The organism is Dactylosporangium sp. CS-033363 (assembly GCF_050942475.1).
In the GTDB taxonomy this organism is placed as follows: Bacteria; Actinomycetota; Actinomycetes; order Mycobacteriales; family Micromonosporaceae; genus Dactylosporangium.
In genome coordinates this window covers 2,772,649-2,796,732 of record NZ_CP192032.1, presented here as the reverse complement: position 1 = coordinate 2,796,732, position 24,084 = coordinate 2,772,649, and the positions used below count along the sequence as shown (strand labels likewise).

Annotated in this window: 23 protein-coding genes; 9 read left to right on the top strand and 14 right to left on the bottom strand. The window is 71.3% G+C overall.

Translation table 11 applies throughout. The annotated features are described in order from the left end of the window. Positions 1-38: 38 nt before the first annotated feature. Both ACQPZ4_RS12915 and ACQPZ4_RS12910 read left to right on the top strand, forming a co-directional pair. Entirely contained in the window at positions 39-833 is a 795-nt protein-coding gene (locus ACQPZ4_RS12915; protein ID WP_433059536.1) for an SDR family NAD(P)-dependent oxidoreductase, read from the top strand. 20 nt (positions 834-853) lie between these two features. Further along, complete coding sequence (locus tag ACQPZ4_RS12910) at positions 854-1,930, top strand: hypothetical protein (RefSeq protein ID WP_433059533.1); 1,077 nt, start codon at positions 854-856, stop codon at positions 1,928-1,930. Here the strand turns inward: ACQPZ4_RS12910 and ACQPZ4_RS12905 are convergent. Further along, positions 1,927-2,499, bottom strand: a complete 573-nt coding sequence (locus ACQPZ4_RS12905) for a TetR/AcrR family transcriptional regulator (protein ID WP_433059531.1) — start codon at positions 2,497-2,499, stop codon at positions 1,927-1,929. The genes ACQPZ4_RS12910 and ACQPZ4_RS12905 overlap by 4 nt on opposite strands. Positions 2,500-2,581: 82 nt before the next feature. On the opposite strand from ACQPZ4_RS12905, the gene ACQPZ4_RS12900 reads away from it, so the two are divergent. Beyond that, positions 2,582-3,202: an NAD(P)-dependent oxidoreductase gene (locus ACQPZ4_RS12900; protein WP_433059528.1), complete on the top strand. Its 621-nt coding sequence runs from the start codon at positions 2,582-2,584 to the stop codon at positions 3,200-3,202. Positions 3,203-3,297: 95 nt separating this feature from the next. On the opposite strand, the gene ACQPZ4_RS12895 is transcribed toward ACQPZ4_RS12900, so the two are convergent. The 3 genes from ACQPZ4_RS12895 to ACQPZ4_RS12885 form a co-directional block, all read right to left on the bottom strand. After that, on the bottom strand, positions 3,298-5,046 hold the full coding sequence (locus ACQPZ4_RS12895; protein ID WP_433059525.1) for an ABC transporter substrate-binding protein: 1,749 nt from the start codon (positions 5,044-5,046) through the stop codon (positions 3,298-3,300). A 312-nt stretch (positions 5,047-5,358) separates the two neighbouring features. After that, a complete protein-coding gene (locus ACQPZ4_RS12890) occupies positions 5,359-5,790 on the bottom strand; it encodes an RpiB/LacA/LacB family sugar-phosphate isomerase (RefSeq protein ID WP_433059522.1) in 432 nt (143 codons plus the stop codon). Between the two features lie 10 nt (positions 5,791-5,800). Continuing rightward, positions 5,801-6,712 (bottom strand): DMT family transporter, encoded by a 912-nt coding sequence (locus ACQPZ4_RS12885; protein WP_433059519.1) that lies wholly within the window; start codon positions 6,710-6,712, stop codon positions 5,801-5,803. On the opposite strand from ACQPZ4_RS12885, the gene ACQPZ4_RS12880 reads away from it, so the two are divergent. Continuing rightward, entirely contained in the window at positions 6,711-8,105 is a 1,395-nt protein-coding gene (locus ACQPZ4_RS12880) for a PLP-dependent aminotransferase family protein (RefSeq protein ID WP_433059516.1), read from the top strand. The two genes, ACQPZ4_RS12885 and ACQPZ4_RS12880, sit on opposite strands and share 2 nt — an antisense overlap. A 99-nt stretch (positions 8,106-8,204) precedes the next feature. Here ACQPZ4_RS12880 and ACQPZ4_RS12875 read toward each other — a convergent pair whose 3' ends face one another. The 4 genes from ACQPZ4_RS12875 to ACQPZ4_RS12860 all read right to left on the bottom strand — a co-directional run bounded on the left by ACQPZ4_RS12875 (position 8,205) and on the right by ACQPZ4_RS12860 (position 10,958). Continuing rightward, entirely contained in the window at positions 8,205-8,738 is a 534-nt protein-coding gene (locus ACQPZ4_RS12875) for a DUF6036 family nucleotidyltransferase (RefSeq protein ID WP_433059513.1), read from the bottom strand. Further along, positions 8,735-9,241 (bottom strand): helix-turn-helix domain-containing protein, encoded by a 507-nt coding sequence (locus ACQPZ4_RS12870; protein ID WP_433059510.1) that lies wholly within the window; start codon positions 9,239-9,241, stop codon positions 8,735-8,737. Before ACQPZ4_RS12870 ends, ACQPZ4_RS12875 begins: the two co-directional genes overlap by 4 nt. A gap of 41 nt (positions 9,242-9,282) precedes the next feature. After that, complete coding sequence (locus ACQPZ4_RS12865) at positions 9,283-9,663, bottom strand: STAS domain-containing protein (RefSeq protein WP_433059508.1); 381 nt, start codon at positions 9,661-9,663, stop codon at positions 9,283-9,285. A 131-nt stretch (positions 9,664-9,794) separates the two neighbouring features. Beyond that, the gene (locus tag ACQPZ4_RS12860) at positions 9,795-10,958 is read right to left on the bottom strand and encodes a cytochrome P450 (RefSeq protein WP_433059505.1); all 1,164 of its coding nucleotides are present in this window, start codon (positions 10,956-10,958) and stop codon (positions 9,795-9,797) included. A gap of 75 nt (positions 10,959-11,033) precedes the next feature. Between ACQPZ4_RS12860 and ACQPZ4_RS12855 the strand changes: the two genes are divergently transcribed. Continuing rightward, a complete protein-coding gene (locus tag ACQPZ4_RS12855; RefSeq protein WP_433059502.1) occupies positions 11,034-11,663 on the top strand; it encodes an alpha-ketoglutarate-dependent dioxygenase AlkB in 630 nt (209 codons plus the stop codon). 82 nt (positions 11,664-11,745) lie between these two features. Here ACQPZ4_RS12855 and ACQPZ4_RS12850 read toward each other — a convergent pair whose 3' ends face one another. After that, positions 11,746-13,017 carry an ROK family protein gene (locus ACQPZ4_RS12850; RefSeq protein ID WP_433059500.1) on the bottom strand — a complete coding sequence of 424 codons (1,272 nt, stop codon included), beginning with the start codon at positions 13,015-13,017 and terminating at the stop codon, positions 11,746-11,748. A 481-nt stretch (positions 13,018-13,498) separates the two neighbouring features. Here ACQPZ4_RS12850 and ACQPZ4_RS12845 point away from each other — a divergent pair, with 481 nt between their 5' ends. Continuing rightward, positions 13,499-17,797 carry a discoidin domain-containing protein gene (locus ACQPZ4_RS12845; protein ID WP_433059497.1) on the top strand — a complete coding sequence of 1,433 codons (4,299 nt, stop codon included), beginning with the start codon at positions 13,499-13,501 and terminating at the stop codon, positions 17,795-17,797. An 8-nt stretch (positions 17,798-17,805) separates the two neighbouring features. Here the strand turns inward: ACQPZ4_RS12845 and ACQPZ4_RS12840 are convergent, their stop codons facing one another. After that, positions 17,806-18,750, bottom strand: a complete 945-nt coding sequence (locus tag ACQPZ4_RS12840) for a GlxA family transcriptional regulator (protein WP_433059495.1) — start codon at positions 18,748-18,750, stop codon at positions 17,806-17,808. Next, positions 18,747-19,304, bottom strand: a complete 558-nt coding sequence (locus ACQPZ4_RS12835; RefSeq protein ID WP_433059492.1) for a cysteine hydrolase family protein — start codon at positions 19,302-19,304, stop codon at positions 18,747-18,749. The genes ACQPZ4_RS12840 and ACQPZ4_RS12835 overlap by 4 nt, the downstream gene beginning before the upstream one ends. 139 nt (positions 19,305-19,443) lie before the next feature. On the opposite strand from ACQPZ4_RS12835, the gene ACQPZ4_RS12830 reads away from it, so the two are divergent. Together ACQPZ4_RS12830 and ACQPZ4_RS12825 are read left to right on the top strand one after the other, a co-directional pair. Beyond that, positions 19,444-20,220 carry a class I SAM-dependent methyltransferase gene (locus tag ACQPZ4_RS12830; protein WP_433066487.1) on the top strand — a complete coding sequence of 259 codons (777 nt, stop codon included), beginning with the start codon at positions 19,444-19,446 and terminating at the stop codon, positions 20,218-20,220. Between the two features lie 9 nt (positions 20,221-20,229). Further along, on the top strand, positions 20,230-21,057 hold the full coding sequence (locus ACQPZ4_RS12825; protein ID WP_433059490.1) for a histidinol-phosphatase HisJ family protein: 828 nt from the start codon (positions 20,230-20,232) through the stop codon (positions 21,055-21,057). Here ACQPZ4_RS12825 and ACQPZ4_RS12820 read toward each other — a convergent pair. Continuing rightward, positions 21,051-22,160 carry a lytic polysaccharide monooxygenase auxiliary activity family 9 protein gene (locus ACQPZ4_RS12820; protein WP_433059488.1) on the bottom strand — a complete coding sequence of 370 codons (1,110 nt, stop codon included), beginning with the start codon at positions 22,158-22,160 and terminating at the stop codon, positions 21,051-21,053. The two genes, ACQPZ4_RS12825 and ACQPZ4_RS12820, sit on opposite strands and share 7 nt — an antisense overlap. Positions 22,161-22,321: 161 nt before the next feature. Here ACQPZ4_RS12820 and ACQPZ4_RS12815 point away from each other — a divergent pair, with 161 nt between their 5' ends. After that, positions 22,322-22,795 (top strand): hypothetical protein, encoded by a 474-nt coding sequence (locus ACQPZ4_RS12815; RefSeq protein ID WP_433059485.1) that lies wholly within the window; start codon positions 22,322-22,324, stop codon positions 22,793-22,795. On the opposite strand, the gene ACQPZ4_RS12810 is transcribed toward ACQPZ4_RS12815, so the two are convergent. Next, positions 22,792-23,499, bottom strand: coding sequence for a PhzF family phenazine biosynthesis protein (locus tag ACQPZ4_RS12810; RefSeq protein WP_433059483.1), 708 nt, complete (start codon positions 23,497-23,499; stop codon positions 22,792-22,794). The genes ACQPZ4_RS12815 and ACQPZ4_RS12810 overlap by 4 nt on opposite strands. Continuing rightward, positions 23,496-24,071 carry a TetR/AcrR family transcriptional regulator gene (locus tag ACQPZ4_RS12805; protein ID WP_433059481.1) on the bottom strand — a complete coding sequence of 192 codons (576 nt, stop codon included), beginning with the start codon at positions 24,069-24,071 and terminating at the stop codon, positions 23,496-23,498. Before ACQPZ4_RS12805 ends, ACQPZ4_RS12810 begins: the two co-directional genes overlap by 4 nt. Positions 24,072-24,084: the final 13 nt, after the last annotated feature.

The following is a 24,084-nucleotide window of genomic DNA, read 5'->3' as shown; positions in this document are numbered from 1 at the left end:
GTTGACCCTCTCCCCGCGGGAGGGGGCACGGTGGGGACATGCGCACATGGTTCATCACCGGCGGATCCCCGGGCGGCTTCGGCATGGCGTTCGCCGAGGCGGCACTCGAGCTCGGCGACCGCGTGGTCCTCACGGCCAGGAAGCCGTTCGCCGACGACCGCATGACGGTCCTGCCGCTCGACGTGACCGATCCGGAACAGATCAAGGCCGCGGTCGACGCGGCCGGGGACATCGACGTGCTCGTGAACAACGCCGGCCGGGGCTGGTTCGGGTCGGTCGAGGGCACGCCCGAGGACTCCCTGCGGTACACCTTCGAACTCAATCTTTTCGGCCTGCTCGGCGTCACCCGGGCGGTGCTGCCCGGCATGCGCCGCCGCGGCTCCGGCTGGATCGTCAACATCTCCTCGGTGGCGGGCCTGCAGGCGGCGCCGGGCTTCGGGTACTACAGCGCGGCCAAGTACGCGGTCGAGGGCCTCACCGCGGCGCTGCGGCCCGAGGTCGAGCCGTTCGGCATCCGGGTCCTCGCGGTGGAGCCGGGCGCGTTCCGGACCCGGGCCTACGCGGGCTTCGCGGACCAGCCGGTGGAGGACGGGCCGTACCACGAGCAGATCGCCGAGGTGCGCGACGCGTTCGTGGCCGCGGACGGCAACCAGCCCGGCGACCCGCAGCGCGGGGCGCGGGCGGTGATCGCGGCCATGGCCCGGACCGACCCGCCGCGGCGGCTGGTGCTCGGCGACTCGGCCTTCGACGCCGTCACCCGCGGGCTCGAGGCGGATCTGGCCGACATCCGAAGCTCCGAGGAGCTGTCCCGGTCGGCGGACATAAAACCGTGAGCCGGGGGCAGCGTGGTCGCATGACGGTCAAGGACCTGGCCACGCTGCAACCGACCGGGTATCCGGCGGTCTCGCTGCTCATGCCGACGCACCGCACCGCACCGGCCAACCAGCAGGACCCGATCCGCCTGCGGAACCTGCTCGCCGAGGCCCGGCGCCGGCTGGACCTCGACGAGACGGTGCCGCGGGAGGTCGCCACCCAGGTGTACGACGAGATCGCCACCGCCGCCGGGCAGGTCGACCTGCGGCACACCGGCGACGGGCTGGCGGTGTTCGCCTCGCCCGGACAGGTACACGTGCGGGTCCTCGACACCCCGGTGCAGGAGCGGGTCGTGGTCGCGGACACCTACGAGGTGCGCGACGTGGTCGCCGACGCGGCCCGCAAGCACCGGTACTGGGCGGTCGTCCTCTCCGAGCAGCCGACCCGCCTCTGGAGCGGCGACGGGCCCGAGCTGGTCGAGGTGACCTCGCACGGGTTCCCGTTCACCCACGAGGGCATGGGCCTGCCCCGCGACTACGGCCAGGAGCCGACGAAGCACGAGATCGAGCGGCACCGCCAGTTCTTCCGGGACATCGCCACGGCGCTGGCCGAGATCGACCGGCTGGACACGCGGCCGGTGTTCGTGCTCGGCGTCGACCGGTACCTCGCGTACTTCGCCGCCGAGTGGCCGCGCCCGTTCGCCGGCACGGTGCTGGGCAACTACGACCACGCGGGCGCGCACGACGTGTACGAGCTGCTGGCGCCCCGGCTGGCCGCGTACACCGCGATGGAGCAGGTGGCGGCCCTCGAATCGCTCGACGCCGCGCGCGGGGCCAACCGGTTCGCCGCCGGGCTGGCCGAGTGCTGGTCGCTCGCCCACCAGGGCCGGGGCGCGCATCTGCTTGTGGAAGAACATTTCCACAGCCCGGGCTGGGTGCACGAGGACCACCTGCACCCGCCCGAGCAGGAGCCGCACGCCGACACACCCGGCGTGCTGCTCGACGACGCGGTCGACGACATCGTCGAATCGGTCGCTCGTCAGGGCGGAGAAGTCACGTTCGTCGGGGACGGCTCGCTCGCGAGCGACGGGCGAATCGCGCTGATCGTGCGGTACTAAAGCCGCAGTTCTTGAATGAAGGCGGCCGCGGCCTTGTCGTCGGCCGTCGGATCGGCGGCGAAGAACGTGATGAAGGCGTGCTGGAAACAGGCGCCGAGGACGAGGCCGGCCAGGGCGGCGGGGTCGGCGCCGGGCGAGATGTTGCCCAGCGCCTGCTCGGCCCGCAGGTAGTCGGCCAGGGCCTCGTTCGCGCGCTGCGGCCCCAGGTTGCGGGCGCGCAGGTGGTCGCGGTGGGCGGCCAGGATCGCCGGGTCGGAGAAGATCGAGGCGAACATCGGGAACCCGTCGCGGTAGAACGTGATGCAGACCGTCGCGAGCTCGGTCAGGATGTCGCGCACCGGCGCCGACCCGGCCCGCGACGGCAGCGTCATGAGCAGCGGGATGAACTGCGGCCCGCGCTCGTGCAGCACCACGACCATGAGCTCGAGCTTGTCCCGGAAGTGCTTGTAGAGCGTCGCCTCGGAGAAGCCCGCCTCCCGCGCGATCTCCTTGGTCGTGGCGTTGGCCAGACCCCGCTCCCGCAGCACCCGCGCCGCCGCGTCCAGGATCACGTCCCGCGTGCCCGCCACCGCCCACCCCTTTCGCGTTCACCGTCCGCGTGCCATTCTAGGGGTTAGTGAGCACTCACTAACCGACCTTGGGGGACGTGGCATGAAACTGACCGTGTTCGGGGCGACCGGCGGGATCGGCCGGCAACTCATCAAGCAAGGGCAGGCTCGTGGGTACCGGATGACGGCGATCACCCGCCGCCCGGCCGACCTGGATTGCGAGGTCGTGGTCGCGGACCTCGCCGACGCGGAGGCGCTCGCGGCCGCCGTGGCGGGCTGCGACGCCGTCCTGTCCGCGCTCGGCATGCGCGTGAAGGATCCTTCGCGGGGTTCGGTCCAGGCCGACGGCGCCCGCGCGGAGGTCGCCGCCATGCGGGCCACGGGGGTGCGCCGGCTCGTGAGCGTCGACGCGGCCGGCCGGGTGACGGACTCGGGCGACGGCCCCGTCACGCGCTATCTCGCCAAGCCGCTGCTGCAGCGCATCCTTCGCGAGGGCTTCGCGGATCTCGCGGTTGCCGAGGGGATCCTGCGCGAGAGCGGCGTGGACTGGACCCTGATCGCGCCGCCGCGCCTCACCGACGGCGAGCACCGTCCATATCGGACGGTTCTGGACGTGAACGTCCGTGGCGGCCGGTCACTCGCCCGCGCCGACGTGGCGGACGCCATGTTCCGGGCGCTCGCCGAACCGTCGTGGATCCATCGGCGGGTGAATGTGGCGTACTGAGCCATCGGCCGGCCGCCCAAGGAGGAAAGGCGACCGGCCGGGGTGACCGCGTGCCCGGGAAGTCCCTCGTCAACCCGGGCACTCAGGCACAGCGGTCAGCTCATGACGCCGAGGTTGCCGAAGTCCACCTGCCCGTAGTACTGGGTGATGTAGACGTTCGTCAGCCGCGGGTTGCGGTAGTTCAGGGCCTTGTCGTACGTGAACGGCATGTAGGTCGCCGACTCCGAGACCTTGCGGTTGATCTGCTTCCAGATCTCGGCGTTCTTCTGCGGGTCGGGCTCGGCCGCGGCCTGGTCGATGAGCGCGTCCACGGACGGGTCCGACAGCTCGGCGTAGTTGTTGTTGCCCGACTCGAAGATGGCCCGGCTGTCCACGATGACCTGCAGGAACCCGGCCGGCGACGGGTAGTCGGCGCCCCAGCCGGCGAGCATCAGGCCGTAGCCCTTGTTGTGCACGTTGCTCGGCGCGCCGATGATCGAGCGGAAGTACAGCGAGGCGTCCTGCGGGTCGAGCCGGGCGGTGATGCCGACCGCGGCCATCGACTGCTGCAGCGCCTCGGCCGTCTTCATCTCCTTGCCGGTGTTGCGGGTCGCGATGACCGTCTCGAAGCCGTTGGGCTTGCCGCACGCGGCCAGCTCCTCCTTGGCCTTGTCGATCTGCGGCTTGCCGGACTTGGTGTTGAACACGTCGTCGGCGTCGTCGTGGCCGTTGATGGTCGGCGGCAGCATGTTCGTGGCGATCTCGCCGCCGGCCTGCGCGCCGCCGCGGGCCGTCTGCATCGCGGTCTTGTCCAGCGCGTACTGCACGGCCTTGCGGCAGTGGATGTTGTCGAACGGGGCGACCTTGGTGGAGATCGCGACGTACCGGATGAAGCCCGTCACCGGCGCGTCGGCGTTCTGCTTCTTGTCCGGGTTCAGCAGGATCTTCGGCTGCGAGCCCTGCTGGACGCCGGTCTGCGCGATGTCCAGGTCGACCTCGCCGGCCAGCAGCTCGTTGTCGATCTCCTCGACGGCGGTGCCGTAGGTGATCTCCACGCGGTCCGGCAGCGCCTTGCGCACCGGGTCGGTCTTCGGGTCCCACTGGTCGTTGCGGACCAGCGTGAGCTTCTTGCCCTGGTCGTACGACTCGAACTTGTACGGTCCGGTGGACTGCGGGTGGTTCGCGTACTGGGTGCCGTTGTCCTTGGCCCGCTGCACGGGGCTCGATACGGGCATCTGCATGTGGTACAGGAAGTCGGAGTTCGGCTTGTCCAGCGTGAACACGATCGTGGTGTCGTCCGGCGTCTGCACCGACTTGAGCCCGAGCTTGTTCGGGTCCGAATCCTTGTAGGCGCCCGGGTACTTCTGGCCCTGGTCGAGCAGGTCGACGAGGTACTTCGGGCCGGCGTTGACGACCTCGGTGGCGAAGACGCGCTCGATGCCGTACTTGATGTCCTTCGAGGTGATCGGCGAGCCGTCCTCGAACTTCACGCCGGGCTTGAGGTGGAACGTGTACTTCTTGCCGCCGTCCTCGGGCGTGGGCACCTCGGTGGCCAGGTCCGGCACGAGCTTGAGCCCGTCGGCGCCGGGCTTGGTGTCGTTGGCGAGCAGGGTGCGGACGAAGAAGCCCTTCATCAGGTTCCACTCGTTCGCGTAGTACGCGATCTGCGGGTCCAGCGAGTCCGGGTTGTCGTGGATGGTGAGCTTGAGCGTGCCGCCCTTCTTGTCGGACGGGTTCACCACGCCCTTGATGGCCGCGTCGAAGCCCGAGGGCCCGTTCTTGCCCTGCTCACCGCCGTTGTTGTCGGTGCTCGAGCCGCCGCCGCAGGCGGACAGCGCGAGCGCCGCGGCGGCCGCTCCGGCCACCAGCGCGGTACGTTTCCTATTGGCGTACATCAGTGTTCGAGGCCTTTCCGGGTGCCGCGGCCGTGGGACCGCGGATTCGGGGTTTCCGCACGCGGGCAGCCGGCGGCACACACAGTGGACTGTCCATTGTGGACAGAGCGCGGGCATGCACCACGCCCACCGTGTGGGTCGCCTGATTTCGGTTGCTACGTCGCGTGGAACGGCGGTGTCCGCCGCCGTTCACTGTGCAAAGACCTCGGGCTCCGCGACGCGGTTGCAGTTCGCATTGCTGCATCGCATAACGGAATGGTGTACCGCGTTCGGTTGCGTACGTTATCGATTCTTGTCCTCGTCCAGCGCTTTGAGCCGGGCGATGCTCGCGGCCTCGTCGGGGTCTGGCGCCGGCGTCTCCAGGAACGCGCGCAGCACCTCGACGGCCACGTCGGGAGCGAGCCGCTTGAGGCTCATCGCGAGCACGTTCGCGTCGTTCCAGAGCCGCGCGCCGCGGGCCACCCACGGGTCCCAGGCGACGGCGGCGAGGGCGCCGGGGACCTTGTTGGCCGCGATGGCGGTGCCGGTGCCGGTCCAGCACATGACCACGCCGAGATCCGCCCGCCCCTCGGCGACGGCGCGCCCGACGCCGGCCCCGAGGTCGGGCCAGGGCAGGTCGTCGATGCGCTCGACGTCGTGCCCGGCCTCGGCGAGGTGGGCCAGGACGGCCTCGGTGGTGGCGTTGCTGTCATCGGCGGCAAAGGCGATTCGCACTCGTACAGTCTTACGCCAACTTGGGCTTCTCGAACCGCAGGCGCTGGGTGAGGGCGACACACGCGAGTACGGCGACGGCGGCCACGATCGCGGCGGCGGGCACGTGCTCGTGCAGCAGCCAGGCGGACCACGTCATGGTGAGGACCGGCTGGATGAGCTGGATCTGCCCGACCCGGGCGACGCCGCCTCGGGCCAGCCCGGCGTACCAGGCGAAGAACCCCAGGAACATCGAGATCACGGTGAGATAGGCGAACCCGGCCCACGCCGCGGCCGGAGCGTGCGGCGGCTGCCGGACTCCCGCGACGGCGGTCACGGCCACGGTGACCGGCAGCGAGAGCACGAGGGCCCAGCAGATCGTCCGCGCCCCGCCGAGCTCGCGGGCCAGGGCGCCGCCCTCGGCGTACCCGAGGCCGCAGAGCGTGATCGCGGCGAGCAGGAACAGGTCGGCCGGCCCGAGCGCGCCGGACACGGAGCCGCTCACGGCGAGGAACACGAGGACGGCGGCCAGCCCGGCCCCGCCCGCGAGCCAGAACGCGGTGGTCGGCCGCTCCCGGGCCCGCAGCACGGCGAACCCGGCCGTCACCGCCGGCAGCAGCCCGACGACCACGGCCCCGTGCGCGGCCGTGCTCGTCTGCAGCGCGAGGGAGGTGAACATGGGGAACCCGGCCACGACCCCGAGCGCCACGACGGCGAGCCGCCGCCACTGCGCCCTGGTCGGCCGCGGCGCCCGCACGACCACGAGATAGGCGGCGGCGAGCAGCCCCGCCCCGACCGCCCGGCCGAACGCCACGAACCACGGATCGAGATGCTCGACGGCGACCTTGGTGGCCGGCAGCGACATGCTGAACGCGAGCACCCCGAGCGCCCCGAGGGCCGCCCCCGTTATCGCATCCGGTCCAGTAACGTTATCCTTGCTCCTCATGAGTGACGATAACGCAGCCGCCCGCGTTATCCAAGATCTCCGCGCCGCGGCGATGACGGCGCGGCCGGGGACGCGGCTGCCGACGGTACGAGAGCTGACGGCGAGGCATCAGGCCTCGCCCATCACCGTGAGCCGGGCGATCCGGACCTTGGCCGCGGAGGGCCTGCTGGAGAGCCAGCCGGGCCGCGGCACGTTCGTGGCCGCCCGCCTCCCGGCCGCGTCCGCGCCGGACTTCTCGTGGCAGTCGATCGCCCTGGGCCCCCGCCCGGCCGGCGAGGACGCGATGCAGGCGCTGCTGGCGCTGCCGAGGCCGGGTGCGATACCGCTGTCGAGCGGCTACCTGGACGAGGACCTCCAGCCGGCCGCCGCCCTGGGCGCCGCCCTGGCCCGCGCGGCGAGACACCCGTCGAGCTGGCTGCGCGGCCCGGTCGAGGGCCGCGAGGACCTGCGAGCGTGGTTCGCCCGCGGCGCCGGCGGCGGCCTGCGCGCGGAGGACTTCACGATCTGCGCGGGCGGCCAGGCGGCCCTGTCGACGGCGTTCCGAGCCCTGGCCGCCCCGGGCGAGACGGTGCTGGTCGAGTCGCCGACCTACCTGGGCGCCCTGGCCGCCGCCCACGCCGCGGGCCTGCGGGTCGTCCCGGTCCCGGCCGACGACGCGGGCGTCCGCCCCGACCTGCTGGCCGCGGCCCTGCGCCGGACGGGGGCGAGGTTGTTCTACTGCCAGCCGCTGTTCGCGAACCCGCACGGGGGCGTCCTGTCGCCGGCCCGCCGCGCCGAGGTGCTGGCCGAGATCCGCTCCGCCGGCGCCTTCCTGCTGGAGGACGACTACGCCCGCGACCTGGCCATCGACGCCGACCCCCCGCCCCCGCTGGCCGAGGCGGACCGGGACGGGCACGTGGTGTACCTGCGCTCGCTGACCAAGTCCGCCGCCCCGGGCCTGCGCGTGGCGGCAATCGGCGCCCGCGGCCCGGCCGGCGCCCGCCTCCGCGCGGCCCGGGTGCTGGACGACTTCTTCGTGGCGGGCCCGTTGCAACAGGCCGCGCTGGACTTCGTCACGTCCCCGGCCTGGCCCCGCCACCTGCGCGCGTTGCGCACCGCCCTACGAGCCCGCCGCGACGCCCTCCTGGACGCCGTCCGCCGCCACCTGCCGACGTTGCCTCCCCCACCGGTACCGCGCGGCGGCCTCCACGCCTGGCTCCGCCTCCCGGACGGCACCGACGACGTCGCCTTGACCACGGCAGCCGCCGCGCGGGGCGTGGTGGTGTTCCCGGGCCGCCCCTGGTACGCGGCCGAGCCGGACGCCCCGCACCTGCGCCTCACGTTCGCGGCCGCGCCCCCGGCCCTCCTGGAGACGGGCGTCCACCGCCTGTCACAGGCCCTGACCGACCTCTGACGTCCCACTGGCCGCCCCATCGCGTGCCCTTGCGGCCACGACGCGCTCCGGGCGCACCCTCCTTCGACGCCCACCGCCCGACGCGCGCCGCAGGTCGGGTCAGGTGCCGGCCGCCACCCAGCTCAGCATGCGGTCGCGCAGGACCGCTGCGATGTCCATGGCCTCGATGCGCGCCGCGAGCACGCCGCCGTCGATCAGCCCGGCCTCCAGCAGCGCCGAGACGAACGCGAGGTCCTTCTCACGGCCGGCCGCGAGCTTCGACGCGGCGCAGTCGTGCGGCTCCAGGCACCGGGCCCGGGTCCCGCCGGTGTTGGCGCTCTCGACGAGCACCAGGCGGTCGCGCCAGCCCGCCGGGAGGATCGCCGTCGACGTGTCCACGCCCTGGGCGTAGTAGCCGTAGGTGCTGTCGAACGCGGACATCTCGCCGATGCCGCCGTCGACGAGGTCCGCCTTGCGGCCGTCCGGGTCGTCGAAGAACGCGATGTCGACCTCGGTCGAGCGGGTGACGACAGGCGGCAGCAGATGCTCCGGGATCGCGCCGAGGATGGACTGGCTCCCGATGACGAGCACGTCGGGGTCGCCGACGATCGCGGAGACCGCGCGCAGGACGTGCTCCAGCTGCCGGCGGTTCACGCGGAGCGGGCCCGGCGGGGATGGGTCGCGTCGAACGAGGCCAGGACCTTCAGGCGCTCGCGCTCGGTGAGCAGGCCCGCGAACGGGGTGTTCTGACGGAAGTCGGCCGCCTCGTCGGTGCGGGCGGTGATCATGTCGACGACGGCGTCGACGCCCTCGTCGAGCAGGCGTTCCCAGGCGTCGAACCACGGATCGGCGCTGCCGTCGGTGTGGACCGCGCGGCGGTGGGCCACGTTGCGGCGGGCCAGGGCCAAGCCGCGATCCGGGTCGGCGACGAGCTTGCCCGCGACGGCGCGGTGCAGCCACAGCGACTTCTCCGTCTCGCGGCGCAGGGGCGGGCGCAGCAGTCGTTCGACGTCGGCGCGGCGGACGCGGCGGTGGGTGCCGATCCGGGCGAACGGCAGGGTTCCGCTGTCGCACAGGTCGGCGACGTGCTGGCGCGAGCAGTGCAGCAGCGCGGCGGCCTGGGTCGTGGTCAGCAGGTCGTCCGAGGTCGGGCCCACGCACTCATGGTAACGCGCCAAACACCAAAAACGCCAAAGGGTCAGGCGGACTTGGGTGGGGCGAAGCCGGTCTTGCCGGTGGGGGTGCTGAGGATCTCCAGCAGGCCGAGGAGGCTCAGCACGCGCCGTACGCCAGGGCTCGGGTTGACGATCCACAGGTCGCTGTTGTTCGTGATGGCGTGGGCCCGGGCCGAGACGAGTTTGCCGATGCCCGTCGAGTCGATGAAGGTGACCAGGCTCAGGTCGACCTCCACGGCGCGGGCGCGGACGTCGTCGACGGCGCGGAAGAGGACTGCGCGCAGTTCGCCGACGTTCTCCAGGGTTACCTCGCCGGCTACGCGGACTCGCAGGGCCTGACCGGGCAGCGGCTCGACGGTGACGTTGAATTCGGGGAACACGGCGAAACGATCGGCGGGACTCATCGGGCTCAACACCTTCCAACATCCGAGCCGCTCTCACGATACGGGCATTCGCCGCCCGCGTCACCCCGGCGCACCCCGCGCGGGGAATCGTTCTGGGCCGAATGACTTGCGACACAAGGGAAAAGTCGTGTTCACGTACGGGTGACGTCGATGGCCACGCGGAGGCCGCGGAGTTCGTACGCGCTGATGTCCGGCTTCATCGCGACCCTCGGCGGGGTCGTCATGCGCACGCCGGGCAGCGCGAAGAGCCGCGTCAGGAAGATGTCCGACTCCTGGATCGCCACGTGGGCTCCCGGGCAGCAGTGGGGGCCGTCGCCGAAGGACAGGGCCATCGGGGGCACGCCCCGGGCCAGCTCGCGGCCCGGGCACACCTCGCCCGGCGCCGGGCCGACCGCCGACGGGTCGAGGTTTGTCTCGTGTACGGCCACGTCGACCAGCGTTCCCGCCGGGATCGTGGTCGTGCCGGCGCCGTCGGGCACCGTGATCGGGGCCGTGGTGCGGCGCTTCAGGTTGCCGACGACCGGTTCCAGGCGCAGCAGCTCGTGGAGGATGGCGTGGCGGGCGGGTTCGGAGCTCTGGCGGTACACGCGAAGGAGCTCTTCGTTTGTGAACAGGTGCCAGGCGCACAGGTTGATGAATTCGCGAGTGGTCACCATGCCCGCCGCCGCGAAGGTGATGACCTCGCCGAGGATCTCGCCGTTGCGGCAGCCCTCGTCCAGCAGGTGCGAGATGAGGTCGTCGCGGCGCGCACGGCGGCGGGGTCTGATCGCGGGGCGGACGTCCTTGAGGTAGATGCCGAGGAACTGGACGTTCTGGCGCAGGAACCAGCTGATGCCGGCCAGGCTGGTGAAGCCGGGGCGGCCGAACTTCTCCGGGAAGAAGCGCTCGAGACGCCGGTCGATGCCGGGGCGGCTCTCGGTCAGGCCGATCACCGCGGCGGCGACGTCGATGGCGAGGCGGAAGCTCAGCGCCGACAGCTCGACCTCGCCTGTGCGGCGCAGGATGTCGAGCTGCCGCTCGGCCGCCTCGACCATGAGGTCGCGATAGTGCTCGTCGACCCGCCTGGGCGTGAAGAAGCGCGCGGTCTGCCGCCGGTACTCCCTGTGCTCCGACCCGTCCCGATAGAGCACCGGCCGCCGGATCCCGGGCGGCAGCTTCTCCACCGTCTCCACCCCGAGGCCGGCCTGCACCGTGTCGGGGCTGCGCAGCACCGCCCGCCCGGCCGCGTGGGTGCACACCGGCCAGACCCCTTCAGCCTCGCTCGTGTCCCGCTCCACCTTGCGTGACGACCGCATCGACACACTGTAAAGCCTTCCCCCGAATGGCGGGTTGCGCTCGTACGCGTGTTCGAAGTCGAGTACGCTTGTCCCATGATTGACCTCGCGTACCAGCCGTCGATGTTCGACGTCGCCGGCCCTTCCCTCGGGTCGCTCGCCGGCCAGGTCACCCGCCACGAACTGAGCCGGGGCGCGTGGGTCGATCACCTGCCCGGCTGGGTGCACGGCTCCGACGCGATCCTGCAGACGCTGCTGCACGAGGTCGACTGGCGGGCGGAGCGCCGCAAGATGTACGACGACGTGGTCGACGTGCCCCGCCTGCTGCGCTGGTACCCCGCCGAGGAGACCCTCCCCCACCCGCTGCTGACGGAGGCCCGGCGCCGGCTGACCGCACACTACGTCGAGGAACTCGGCGAGCCCTTCATGACGGCGGGCATGTGCCTCTACCGCGACGGCCGCGACAGCGTGGCGTGGCACGGCGACACGATCGGCCGGGGGTCCAGGTTCGACACGATGGTGGCCATCGTGTCCTTCGGTTCACCGCGGTCCTTGTTGCTGCGGCCGCGCGGGGGTGGCGACAGCGTGCGGTTCCCGCTGGGCCACGGCGATCTGGTCGTCATGGGCGGGTCGTGCCAGCGCACGTGGGAGCACTGCATCCCGAAGACGGCTCGGGCCGTCGGTCCTCGCGTCTCGGTGCAGTTTCGGCCCGCGGGTGTTGCATAAACTTTTCTTTCCGGGGGGCGGGGGGAGTCTGGTCTCTCTTCGTGGCGCGCTTCGCGCGATCGCAGCATCACGTCGCGGTCGGTTAGTGGGCGCTCGCCATGGAGGACTTCAGGGTGACCGCGGTCGGGTCGTCGATCATGCGCTCCACGACGACGCCGGCGCCGCCCCGGGCCGCGGCGGTGAAGCCCAGGTGCGAGGCGACGAAGTGGCAGCGCGCGGCCGTTGAGGCGACCGCGAGCCGGGCCAGGTTGGCCTGGGCCGACGGGATCAGGTGGTCGGCCAGCTCGGCGAAGTAGCCGCCCAGCACGATCACGCGCGGGTTGAACAGGTTGACCAGGATCGCGCCGCCGTGGCCCAGCCAGCGGCCGACCTCCTCCACCGCCTCCACCGCGGCCCGGTCGCCCCGCTGCAGGCGGCGGTGGATCTCGGCCACCCGCTCCTGGGGGTCGGGGATGGGGCCGTCCGCGAGGCCGTACGCGGCGTCGGGGGTGGCCCGGCGGACCAGCTCGGCCAGCCCCACCTTGGTCTCCCAGCAGCCCACCCGGCCGCAGCCGCACGGGGCGCCGTCCGGCTCGACGGGCAGGTGGCCCACCTCGCCGGAGAAGCCGTCGGCGCCGCGCAGGAGGTGGCCGCTGACGATCACGCCGCCGCCGACGCCGACCTCGCCGGTCAGGTAGACGAGGTCGTCGGTACCGGCGGCGACGCCCCACGTGTATTCGGCCAGCGCGGCCAGGTTGGCGTCGTTGTCCACGCCGACCCACAGCGACGGCGGCAGGCCCTGGGCCAGCCGGGTCGCCACCGGGACGTCCCGCCAGCCCAGGTTCGGGGCCAGCACGACCACGCCGCGGGCCACGTCGACCAGGCCCGGCACGGCGACCGTCAGGCCCACCGGGGTCACCCCGCGCCGGGTCAGCTCGGCCAGCGAGCGCCGGGCCGCCGCCGCCAGGTCGTCGAGGCAGCGCTCGACGTCGCGGTGCATGGCGTCGAAGCTGACCCGCTTCTCGATCACCGTGCGGCCGGTGAGATCCGCGCCGTGTACGGCCAGGTAGTCGACGTTGATCTCGATGCCGATCGCGCCGACCTCGGGGCTCAGGGCGATGCCGCGGCCGGGGCGGCCGGCGGCTCCGGAATGCTCCGCGCCGATCTCGCGGACCAGGCGGCGGGTCAGCAGCTCGTCGACCAGGCTCGACACCGTCGCCTTGTGCAGGCCGGTGGCGGCGGCGATGGCGGCCCGGGAGCGGGGGCCGTTCGCGCGGATGTGGCGCAGGGTCCGGGTCAGGTTGGTGCGGCGCTGGGCCAGCTGGTCGGTGGGCTCCTCCGCGGATCCGGCGCCCGCGCGCTCCTTGCTCACCATCGGCCCCTGCCTCCGCTGTTCCGGCGCGCGCGCCGGCTCGCAGGCCGGGGCGTCCGCGCATGGTCGGACCGACCGGGGGTGGGCCGCGTGGGTCGCGGCGGTGCGCCGGTTCGCTCCGAAGGGGCGGGCCTTGCCGAAGGGCCAGCCATCGACGAATCAACCACGAATGGTCCCGGCTGCACCAGAGCTGCGGGCAACGAATGAGGAACGTTTCGAAACTCGTCGTTGCAAGCGCTACCAGCCGCGCAGATTCCAACGCATAAACCGCACGCGATGGAACACAACCGAAGACAGCCGCGACAGACCGTTGACTTGCCGGTAGCTTGTCTGCAACATTTGGCGCAACGCTGTGCAAGATTCCTACAAGCGCCCGACAGTTACGCAGCAACGGGCAGTACGCAAGGGACGCGCCGCCAGCCCCCGCCAGGGAAGCGTTCCGAGCGCAACGAGGTCCACCCCCCTCACTTCGTAAGGATCCCTCATGAGCAGAAGGACCGTGACGCGAAGGGTACTGGCGGCATTTGCCGTGGCCACCCTGGTCGCCGTGACGGCGCAGACGCTGCCGGCGGAGGCCGCCGGCGGCCCCAATCTCTCCTCCGGCCGACCCGCCACCTCCAGCAGCACCAACGGCCAGAACGGCATCGGCAACATCAACGACGGCAACCAGGCCACCTACTGGGAGAGCGCCAACAACGCCTTCCCGCAGTGGGCCCAGATCGACCTCGGCAGCGCCAAGCCGATCGATCAGATCAAGCTGAAGCTGCCCAACGACACCGCCTGGCAGACCCGCACCGAGACGCTGTCGGTGCAGGGCAGCAACGACGGGACCAGCTTCTCCACGATCGTCGGCTCGGCCGGTTACGTGTTCAACCCGGCCAGCCAGAACACGGTCACGATCAGCTTCAATGCCACGACCACCCGGTACGTGCGGCTGAACGTCACCGCCAACACCGGCTGGCCGGCCGCGCAGCTCTCCGAGTTCGAGATCTACGGCGTGTCCACCACCGGCAGCAACCTGGCCGCGGGCAAGACGTTCACGTCCAGCTCGGTCAACCAGACCTACCAGGCCGGCAACGCGGGCGACTCCAACCAGGAGACCTACTGGGAGAGCAGCAACAACGCGTTCCCGCAGTGGGTGCAGGTGGACCTCGGCTCGGCCGTGCCGGTCAGCTCGGTCGTGCTGAAGATCCCGTCGGGCTGGGGCGCGCGCACCGAGACCCTCGCCGTGCAGGGCAGCACCACCGGCAGCTCGTTCTCCGACATCGTGGCGTCCAACGCGTACAACTTCGCGCCGGGCGCGGGCAACGCGGTGACCATCCCGTTCACGCAGACCACGACGCGGTACATCCGCATCAACGTCACGGCGAACACGGGCTGGCCGGCCGCGCAGATCTCCGAGGTCGAGGTCTACGGCCCGACGAGCGGTGACACCACCGCGCCGTCGGCCCCGGGCAACCTCGCCTACACGATCCCGGGCAGCGGCCTGATCAAGCTGACCTGGACCGCGTCGACCGACAACAGCGGCTCCATCGCCGGCTACGACGTCTACGCCAACGGCGCGCTGCGCACCAGCGTGGCCGGGAACGTGCTGACGTACACCGACAGCCAGCCCGACTCGGCGACCGTGGCGTACTACGTCAAGGCCCGCGACGCCGCCGGCAACCAGTCGGGCAACTCCAACACGGTGACCCGCACCGGCACCAGCCCGGACACCCAGGCGCCGACCGCGCCCGGGAGCCTGGCCTACACCCAGCCGGCCAGCGGCCAGATCAAGCTCACCTGGACCGCGTCGACCGACAACAGCGGCTCCATCGCCGGCTACGACGTCTACGCGAACAACTCGCTGCGCGGCTCGGTCGCCGGCAACGTGCTGACCTACACGGACAGCCAGCCGGACTCGGCCACAGTGGCGTACTACGTCAAGGCCCGCGACGCCGCCGGCAACGCCAGCGCGGCCAGCAACACGGTCACCCGGACCGGCACCGGCAACCCGCCGACCGGCACCAACGTGGCCCTGGGCAAGACGATGGAGGCCAGCGGCTCGGTCTTCACCTTCGTGCCGGCCAACGCCAACGACAACAGCGTCACCACCTACTGGGAGGGCGCGGCCGGCTTCCCGGCGACCCTCACGGTCAAGCTCGGCGCGAACCACGACATCAGCAAGCTCACGCTGAAGCTCGACCCCAGCAGCGCGTGGGGCCAGCGGACCCAGAACGTCCAGGTCCTCGGCCGTGAGCAGAGCTCGTCGACCTACACCAACCTGGTGTCGGCGGCGAACTACACGTGGAACCCGGCCAGCGGCAACTCGGTCGACATCACCGTCTCGGCCCGCGTGGCCGACGTGCGGCTGCAGTTCAACTCCAACACCGGCGCCCCCTCGGGCCAGCTCGCGGAGTTCCAGGTCTTCGGCACCGCGGCGCCGAACCCGGACCTGCAGGTCACCGGCATCACCTCGTCGCCCGCCTCACCGGTCGAGACCGACTCGGTGAGCCTGACCGCCACGGTGAAGAACAACGGCGCGGCCGCCTCGGGCGCGACGAACGTCAACTTCTACCTCGGTACCGCCCAGGGCACCGTCCTGGCCGGCACGGCCAACGTCGCCGGGCTCGCCGCCGGCGCCCAGGCCAACGTCACCGCGAACGTCGGGCCGCGCACGGCCGGCACGTACACGGTGAGCGCCAAGGTCGACGAGAGCAACGCGGTCATCGAGACCGACGAGGGCAACAACAGCTTCACCAGCGGCACCAACCTGGTGGTCGCGCCGGTGCAGAGCTCGGACCTGGTCGCCGCCCCGGTGGCCTGGTCGCCGTCGAACCCGTCCGCGGGCAACACGGTCACCTTCACCGTCGTCATCAAGAACCAGGGCACCCAGGCCTCGGCCGGCGGCGCCCACGGGGTCACGCTGACCCTGAAGGACTCCGGCGGCGCCACGGTCAAGACCCTGACCGGCTCGTACTCCGGCACGCTCGCCGCCGGCGCCAGCTCGCCGGCGATCAACCTGGGCACCTGGACCGCGGTCAACGGCAAGTACACGGTGCACACCGTCCTCGCCGCCGACACCAACGAGCTGTCGGTCAAGCAGGCCAACAACACCAGCGACCTCCCGCTGTTCGTCGGGCGGGGCGCGAACATGCCGTACGACATGTACGAGGCCGAGGACGGCACCGTCGGCGGCGGCGCGCAGGTCGTCGGGCCGAACCGCACCATCGGCGACCTCGCCGGTGAGGCCTCGGGCCGCAAGGCGGTCACGCTGAACGGCAACGGCCAGTACGTGCAGTGGACCACGCGGCAGAGCACCAACACGGTGGTCGTGCGGTTCTCGATCCCGGACGGGACGACGTCGTCGATCAACGTGTACGTCAACGGCTCCTTCGCCAAGGCGATCCCGCTGACGTCGAAGTTCTCGTGGCTGTACGGCAACGAGGCGTCGCCGACCAACTCCCCCGGCACCGGCCCCCGTCACATCTACGACGAGGCCAACATCATGCTGGACAGCACGGTGAACCCGGGCAGCACGATCAAGCTGCAGAAGGACGCGGCCAACGGCGGCAACATCGCCGTTGACTTCATCAACCTCGAGCAGGTCGCCCCGATCGCCAACCCGAACCCGGCCACGTACATCACCCCGGCCGGCTTCACCCAGCAGGACGTGCAGAACGCCTTCAACACCGCGACCCAGAGCTCCACCGCGGTCGGCGTCTACCTGCCCGCCGGCACGTACGTGACCAGCCAGAAGTTCCAGATCAACAGCAAGGGCATCCAGGTCGTCGGGGCCGGTCCGTGGTACACGAAGTTCACCACGCCGCAGGACCAGCAGAACACCGACGCCGGCTTCAGTGTCCAGACGTCGGCCAACGGCACGACGTTCAAGAACCTGTCGTTCTTCGGCAACTACGTCGAGCGCATCGACGGCCCCGGCAAGGTGTGGGGCGAACTGAAGGACAACCAGAACCTGACGATCGACAACGTCTGGGTGGAGCACACCGTCTGCATGTACTGGGGCGTGCACAACAGCGGCATCAACATCAGCAACAGCCGCATCCGTGACACGTTCGCCGACGGCATCAACTTCACCAACGACACGACGAACACGCACCTGAACAACATCGACGCCCGCTCCACGGGCGACGACTCGTTCGCGCTGTTCTCGGCGACCGACGGCGGCGGTTCCGTGGGCAACCACGACAACCTCTGGGAGAACCTGTCCGCGACGCTCACCTGGCGCGCGGCCGGCCTGGCGGTCTACGGCGGGTACAGCAACACGTTCCGCAACCTGTACATCGCGGACATGCTGACGTACTCGGCCATCACGATCAGCTCGCTGGACTTCGGCTACCCGTTCGTGGGCTTCGGCACCCAGCCGACCAACATCCAGAACGTGTCGCTCGTCCGCGACGGTGGCCACTTCTGGGGCCAGCAGGCCTTCGGCGCCATCTGGGTCTTCTCGGCCTCGAAGGTGTTCCGCGGCATCCGGGTGTCCGATGTGGACATCGTCGACCCGACGTACTCCGGCATCATGTTCCAGACGAAGTACACGGGCAGCTCGCCGGAGAACCCGGTGACCGACACCGTCTTCACGAACATCAGCATCAGCGGTGCGAAGCGCAGCGGTGACGCGTTCGACGCCAAGTCCGGCATCGGCATCTGGGTCAACGAGATGCCCGAACCCGGTCAGGGCCCGGCGGTCGGCTCCGCGACCTTCAACAACCTGACGTTCTCCGGCAACGCCGAGAACATCAGGAACACGACCAGCACGTTCACGCTCACGATCAACCCGTAGTACCAGCGCTACAAGGGACGGCCGCCGGGAGTACCGGCGGCCGTTCTTGCTTTTGAACGACCTCTGAGGCGGCGCAGCATCCGGGCGTCCTCGAAGCCGGCGGCGTGGGCCGCGGCCTCCACCGTCGCCCCGTGCCCGATCAGGTGCTCGGCCCGCTCCAGGCGCAGCAGCTGCTGGTAGCGCAGCGGGGTCAGCCCGGTCGCCTCCCCGAACGCGCGGGTCAGCGTGCGCTCGCTCACCCCGGCCGCGTCCGCGAGCTCGTGCAGCGGCAGCCGCTCGGCGAACCTTCCGTCGATCACGTCCTGCACGCGGTGCACCACGTCGCTGAGGTGGTCCCGGTGCCGCAGCATGGCGCTGTGCTGGGGTGCGTCGCCGTTGCGCCGGGCGTAGACGACCATCTCGCGGGCCACCTGCGCGGCGAGCGCCGGGCCGTGCCGGGTCGCCACCAGGTGCAGCGCCAGGTCGATCCCGCTGGCGATGCCGGCCGAGGTGACGACCCGCTCGTCGACCACGTACAGCACGTCGCGCACCACCCGCGCCGCCGGGTACCGCTGCGCGAGGTGATCCTGGAGCCCGTGGTGGGTCGTGCAGCGGCGCCCGTCGAGCAGCCCGGCCTGGCCGAGCGCGTCGGCCCCGGCGCAGACGCTGGCCACCGTCCCGCCGCCGGCGTGGTGGGCCGCGATCCGGTCGCGGGTCGATCCGGTCAGCAGCCCGTGGTCGCCGAACCGGGCCCCTTTCCAGCCCGGGATCAGGATCAGGTCCCCCCGCCCCAGCCGCGGCCAGCGGGTCTCGGCCCGCAGCGGCACGCCCTGCGCGGTCGGCACCTCCTCCCGCTCCGCCACGTAGTGCAGCTCGTAGCCCAGCCCGAGGTCACGCACGGTGGAGAACACCTGCGCGGGGCCGGCCAGGTCGAGCAGGTGCACCTGCGGTACGAGCAGGAAGACGATCCTCACCGCGCGAGGACCTCCTTGACGGTGGCGATGGTGGCGAAGCGGCCGGCCAGAGCATATTCCGTCCGCGCGATGACGTCCTCGGTGCTCAGGGCCGGTCCGCCGGGCTCGCGGTGGGCGATCGGGAAGGTGGCCGTCGCCTCGGTGACGAAGGTGACGTCGTAGCCCAGATCGCCCGCGACCCTGGTGGTGGTCTCGCAGCACAGCTCGGTCTGGATGCCCGTGATGATCAGGTGCCGGATGCCCTCGGTGGTCAGCAGCTGCTGGAGGCCGGTCGTGGTGAAACAGTTGGCCGACGTCTTGACCAGCTGCGGCTCGCCTTCCTCCGGTGCAAGCCCTTCGATGTACCGGATGTGGTCGTGCCCCGCCGCCGGGTCGAAGACGCCGCCGGTGCCGGGCTCGGTGTGCAGCACCCACACGACGAGGTCCCCGCGGCGGCGGGCGTCGTCGATCAGCGGGTTCACGGTGTTGACGATGTCCGGGTTGGAGACGGCGGCCCAGCTGGGGCGCTGCCGGAACGACTCCTGGATGTCGATGACGATGAGAGCGCTTCGCATGCCTTCGATCCTGGCCTTCGCACGGGTGTCGTTCCAGACCGTTGAGCGGACGGATCCGGTCATCCGCGATCTCGTTATATGAGATTCGGGTTCCGGAGTTTGAGATGAGAATACTAATCTCTGGGACATGCCTACGAACGTGTACACGCACGGCCACCACGAATCGGTGCTGCGCTCCCACCGCTGGCGCACCGCCGAGAACTCCGCCGCCTACCTGCTGCCGGTGCTCATCGAGAAGATGCACGTGCTCGACGTCGGGGCCGGGCCGGGCACCATCACCCGCGACCTCGCCGCCCGCGTGCGCCAGGTCACGGCGCTGGAGGTCAACGAGGAGGCGGTGCAGGTGGCCCGCGACGGGCTCGCTGGGGTGGCCAACGCCGAGGTCGTGCTGGGCGACGTGCACGCGCTGCCGTTCCCCGACGACACCTTCTGCGTGGTGCACGCGCACCAGGTCCTGCAGCACGTCGCCGACCCCGTCCTGGCGCTGCGCGAGATGCGGCGCGTGTGCAAGCCCGGCGGCTACGTGGCCGTGCGCGACAGCGACTACAGGGCCTTCACGTGGTACCCCGAGCTGCCCGAACTCGACGACTGGCTGGCCCTGTACCAGCGCCTGGCCCGGGCCAACGGCGGCGAGCCGGACGCCGGGCGGCGGCTGCTGGCCTGGGCCCACGCGGCCGGCTTCAGCGAGGTGACGGCCACGTCGAGCACCTGGTGCTTCGCCGACGAGGAGGACCGCGGCTGGTGGGGCGGCATGTGGGCGGACCGCGTGCGGGAGTCCGCGATGGCCCGCCAGGCCCTGGCTTCGGGTGTACCGCAGGAAGAGCTCGACCGCATCTCGGCGGGCTGGCGGCGGTGGGCGGCCGACCCCGACGGCTGGCTGTCCCTGCTGCACGGCGAGATCCTGGCCCGCCCGTAGGCTGTCCGCGTGACGCTACCGCCCGACCTGCACACGCACTCGGAGTTCTCCTGGGACACCCGCACCGGCGACATGGAGGGCTCGTGCGCGCGGGCGGTCGAGCTGGGGCTGCCGGCGATCGCGTTCACGGAGCACGTCGACTTCATCGCGTGGGACGTGGCGCCGCGGGACGTGCCGGAGCACTGGGCCGCGCTGTACCGCGACGGGGTGCTGACTCCCCCGCCGCTCGACGTCGACGGGTACCTCGAGGCGATCGACCGGTGCCGCGCGAAGTACCCGTCGCTGCGCATCATCACCGGGGTCGAGCTCGGCGAGCCGCACTGGTTCGCCGGGCCGGCCGCCGCCCTGCTGGCCGCCGCGCCGTTCGAGCGGGTGATCGGCTCGATGCACTCGATCCGCGTGGGCGGGCGGGATCGGCTGGTCGAGGACGAGTACGCGCTGCGGCCCATCCCCGACGTGCTGCGCGAGTACTTCGCCGAGACCGCCCGGATGATCGAGTCCTACGGCGACTTCTCGACGCTGACGCACCTCGATTACGCCGTACGATATGTGCCGGTTGATTTTGCTTTCGCGTGGTCCGACTTCGAGGACGAGGTGCGGGCGGTGCTCGGGTCGCTGGCCGGGACGGGGCGGGCGCTGGAGATCAACACCCGCCGCACCCTGGATCCGACCCTGCTGCGGTACTGGCGGGAGGCCGGCGGCACCGCTGTCTCCTTCGGCAGCGACGCGCACCGGCCCGAGGCGGTGGCGGCCGGGTTCGCCGACGCCGCCGCACTGGCGGAGGCGTCGGGATTCCGGCCCGGCCGGCACCCTTACGACCACTGGCTTGCTTATTGAGCCGTGCAGGTCAGCGTGGGGGCATTGTTGGTGCCGTTCCACGTACCGTTGAACCCGAAGCTCGTGCTCTGGCCCGCGTTGAGCCTTCCGTTGTAGCTGGCATTGACCGCGGTGACCGTGGAGCCACTGGTTGTCAGCGTGGCGTTCCAGAAGCTGGTCACGGTCTGGCCATTGGCGAACGTCATCCTGACCGTCCATTGACTGATCCCGGCCGACCCTGCGGTGACCGTCACGTTGGCGCCGAAGCCGCCGGCCCACTCGGAGCTCTTGGCGTAGCTGGCCGAGCAACCGCCCGGCGCCTGGCTTGCCGACCGCGACGGGGACGGGCTCGTCGACCTTGACGGGGACGCGCTCGTCGACCTTGACGGGGACGGGCTCGCCGACGGTGACTTCGATGCTGACGCCGACGGCGTGGGCGAGCCCGTGCTGCCGCCCTGGCCGGTGAAGATCACGTCGCTGCACAGGTAGTACGACTGGTCGAGGTGGCTCGCCTGCCAGATCGTGTAGACGACGTGCCGGCCGGTGCGGGTCCCGGCGTCGACCTGGGCCTGGTACATCGGGGCGGGCGCGTACCGGGCGGTGCGCTGGATGAGCTCCAGGCTGTTCCACGTGAGCGGCTGCGTGGCGGGGTCGAAGCCCTGCTTGGTGATGTAGATCAGCAGGTAGTCCGCGCCGTGCTGGGCCTGGTCGGTCAGCGTGAGCGTGAACTTGTTCGGCTTCGTGGCGGCCACCCACGGCCCGACCGTGTCCAGGCTGGCGTAGAAGCCGTTCTGGGTACGGCCACCGCTGCACAGCTGCCCGTCCGGCACTGCGGCCTGGTGGTTGCCGGCCACGCCCTCGCGGTAGAGGCCGTTCCAGTTCCACATCGTGTTGGGATTGGCCTGCCACGCCTGGGCGCACATCGGGTCGACGTTGACCATGTTGGGATTCTGGAAGTCGGAGCCCCAGCGATCCCAGCACCCATAGTTGCGCGACGGCGGATCGGTGAGCGACCCGTGCGCACTGGCCGGCTGCGGCCGGTCGAGCACGGCGAGCCCCAGCGCGGCGGTGACGACGACCAGGGCCCCGATCGCAATGCGCCGGGCGGTCGATGAAACTTGCATCGGTACTCCTCGGGGGTGCGCTGCCACCGCCGAGCTCCCAAGCACGACGGCGACGCGGCTGACATTCAGACGGACGAAGTCAACGCGCGCGGCTCCCGGCGGCAGAGTAGCCGGTTAAAAGAGGAATGTGAATATCGCAACGGGACGGTACCGTCGCCCGGATGAAACGCACGATCGTCGTCGGCGACGTGCTCGCCTTCGGCCACCACGTCACGGGCCGCGAGCCGCTGCTGCGGGACGGGATCGTCTTCGGGCTCGACACGGGCGCCTGCCACGGCTGGAACCTGACCGCCGCGTCGTTCCCAGACGGCACCATCTACTCGGTCCCGGCGCGCCGCGACCACTGGGCCACCGTGAAGGTCGAGTGGCAGGAGCCGGTCCTGAAGACCCGCGCCTGGCTGGACCTGCCGTGGGACAAGCTGTCGGCGGAGGCCTCGCGGTTCGCCCACGTGCCGTGGACCAGTTCGCTGGTCGCTTGGTCGGAGGCGCTCCAGGCCTTGGTACCGGCACTTTCCCAGGCGGTCGCGCAATCCCCGACGTTTCGCGGCTCACCCGAGCGGATGTGCCGCACCCCGCCGCGCGTGCTGGACATCGCCGGCACGCTGGGGGTGCCGACGCCGCCGCGGCCCTTCTAGCGGCAGTAGCCGCTCACCTCGCGCAGATCGGCGTGGATCGTGGCCGGTTCGCCCAGGGCGTCGCCCATGTCGACGGTCACGGGTGTGCCCAGCGCGGCGGCCAGGCAGAAGGTGCTGTTGGCGTTCGCGATGTCCTCCGGCACCCCGATCGACGGCGCGAACATCCGGGCCGCCGCGCGACCAGCACCGTCCGGCCGCGAGTACACGTAACACCCCAGCAGCCCGGCCGCGTCGCAGGCCGTCCGCAGCGCCGCCTGGTCGGGAACAAGCGCCGCCAGCTCCTCGCGCGTGCCGACCGGGACCAGCAGTCGTTCGCGGCCGACCGAGGCGACCGCCAGATCCGCCGCCGACCCGGGCAGCCCAAGCGCGGCCAGCACCGACCCGGCCTCAGCCGAGGAAGGAGACCGCAGGGTCACCGCGCCGGGGTCGAAGGCCGCCGCCGTCAGGTCGCCCGAGGTCCAGGCGCGCCCGCGGAACGTACGCCCGCCGGCCCGCACCTCGTACTCGCCGGGGCCCAGGACCGCCAGCGCCGCGATCGTCCCGTGGCCGCACGCCGGGAGCTCGCCCGTGGAAGTGAAGAAGCGCAGCTCCGGCCCAGGTCCGATCCACACCGTGTGCGACGTCGGGCCCAGCTCGAAGGTACGCGTCACCGTTGTCGGGCTGCCGCCCGTGCCGTCGCGCAGGCAGGCGCGGACGACGATCATCCGAGGACCAGGGCGACCGCCCGCTCCACCGCGTCCCGGGTCGGTGGCGGGCCGGTGCGATCGGCGAACAGCAGGTGCGCGGTTCCGATCAGCATCGCCGCCAGGCCGTCCGGGTCGGCGCTCCGCGGCACGCGCCCCAACGAGCGCTCGGCCGCCAGATACGCGGAGAGCATGCCCGCCGCCTCGGTCAGCACCGGTACGCCCGCCGGCCAGGTCTCGCGGAGGCGGGCGCGCAGCTCGTCGCGGAACGTCACCAGCGCCACGATCGCCACCGCGACCGAGCCGAAGACCGCCATCAGCGCCTCCGTCACGTTCGACGAGACCGTGCCGGAGCCGGCCAGAGACCGCAGGGCCAGCGCCTGTGGGGCCATCTGGTGGACGCGGTCCAGGACGAACGCGGCCAGGAAGTCGTCGAAGTCCGTGAAGTGCTTGTGCAGCACGCCCTTCGCCACGCCCGCCTCCGTCGTCACCGCGCGGCTCGTCAAGGCGCTCGGGCCGGCGCGCAGCAGGATGCGGTCGGCCGCGGCGAACAGCTGCTCGCGGACGTCGCGGAGGGCTACACCAGTGGGCATGTGCCCACTATAA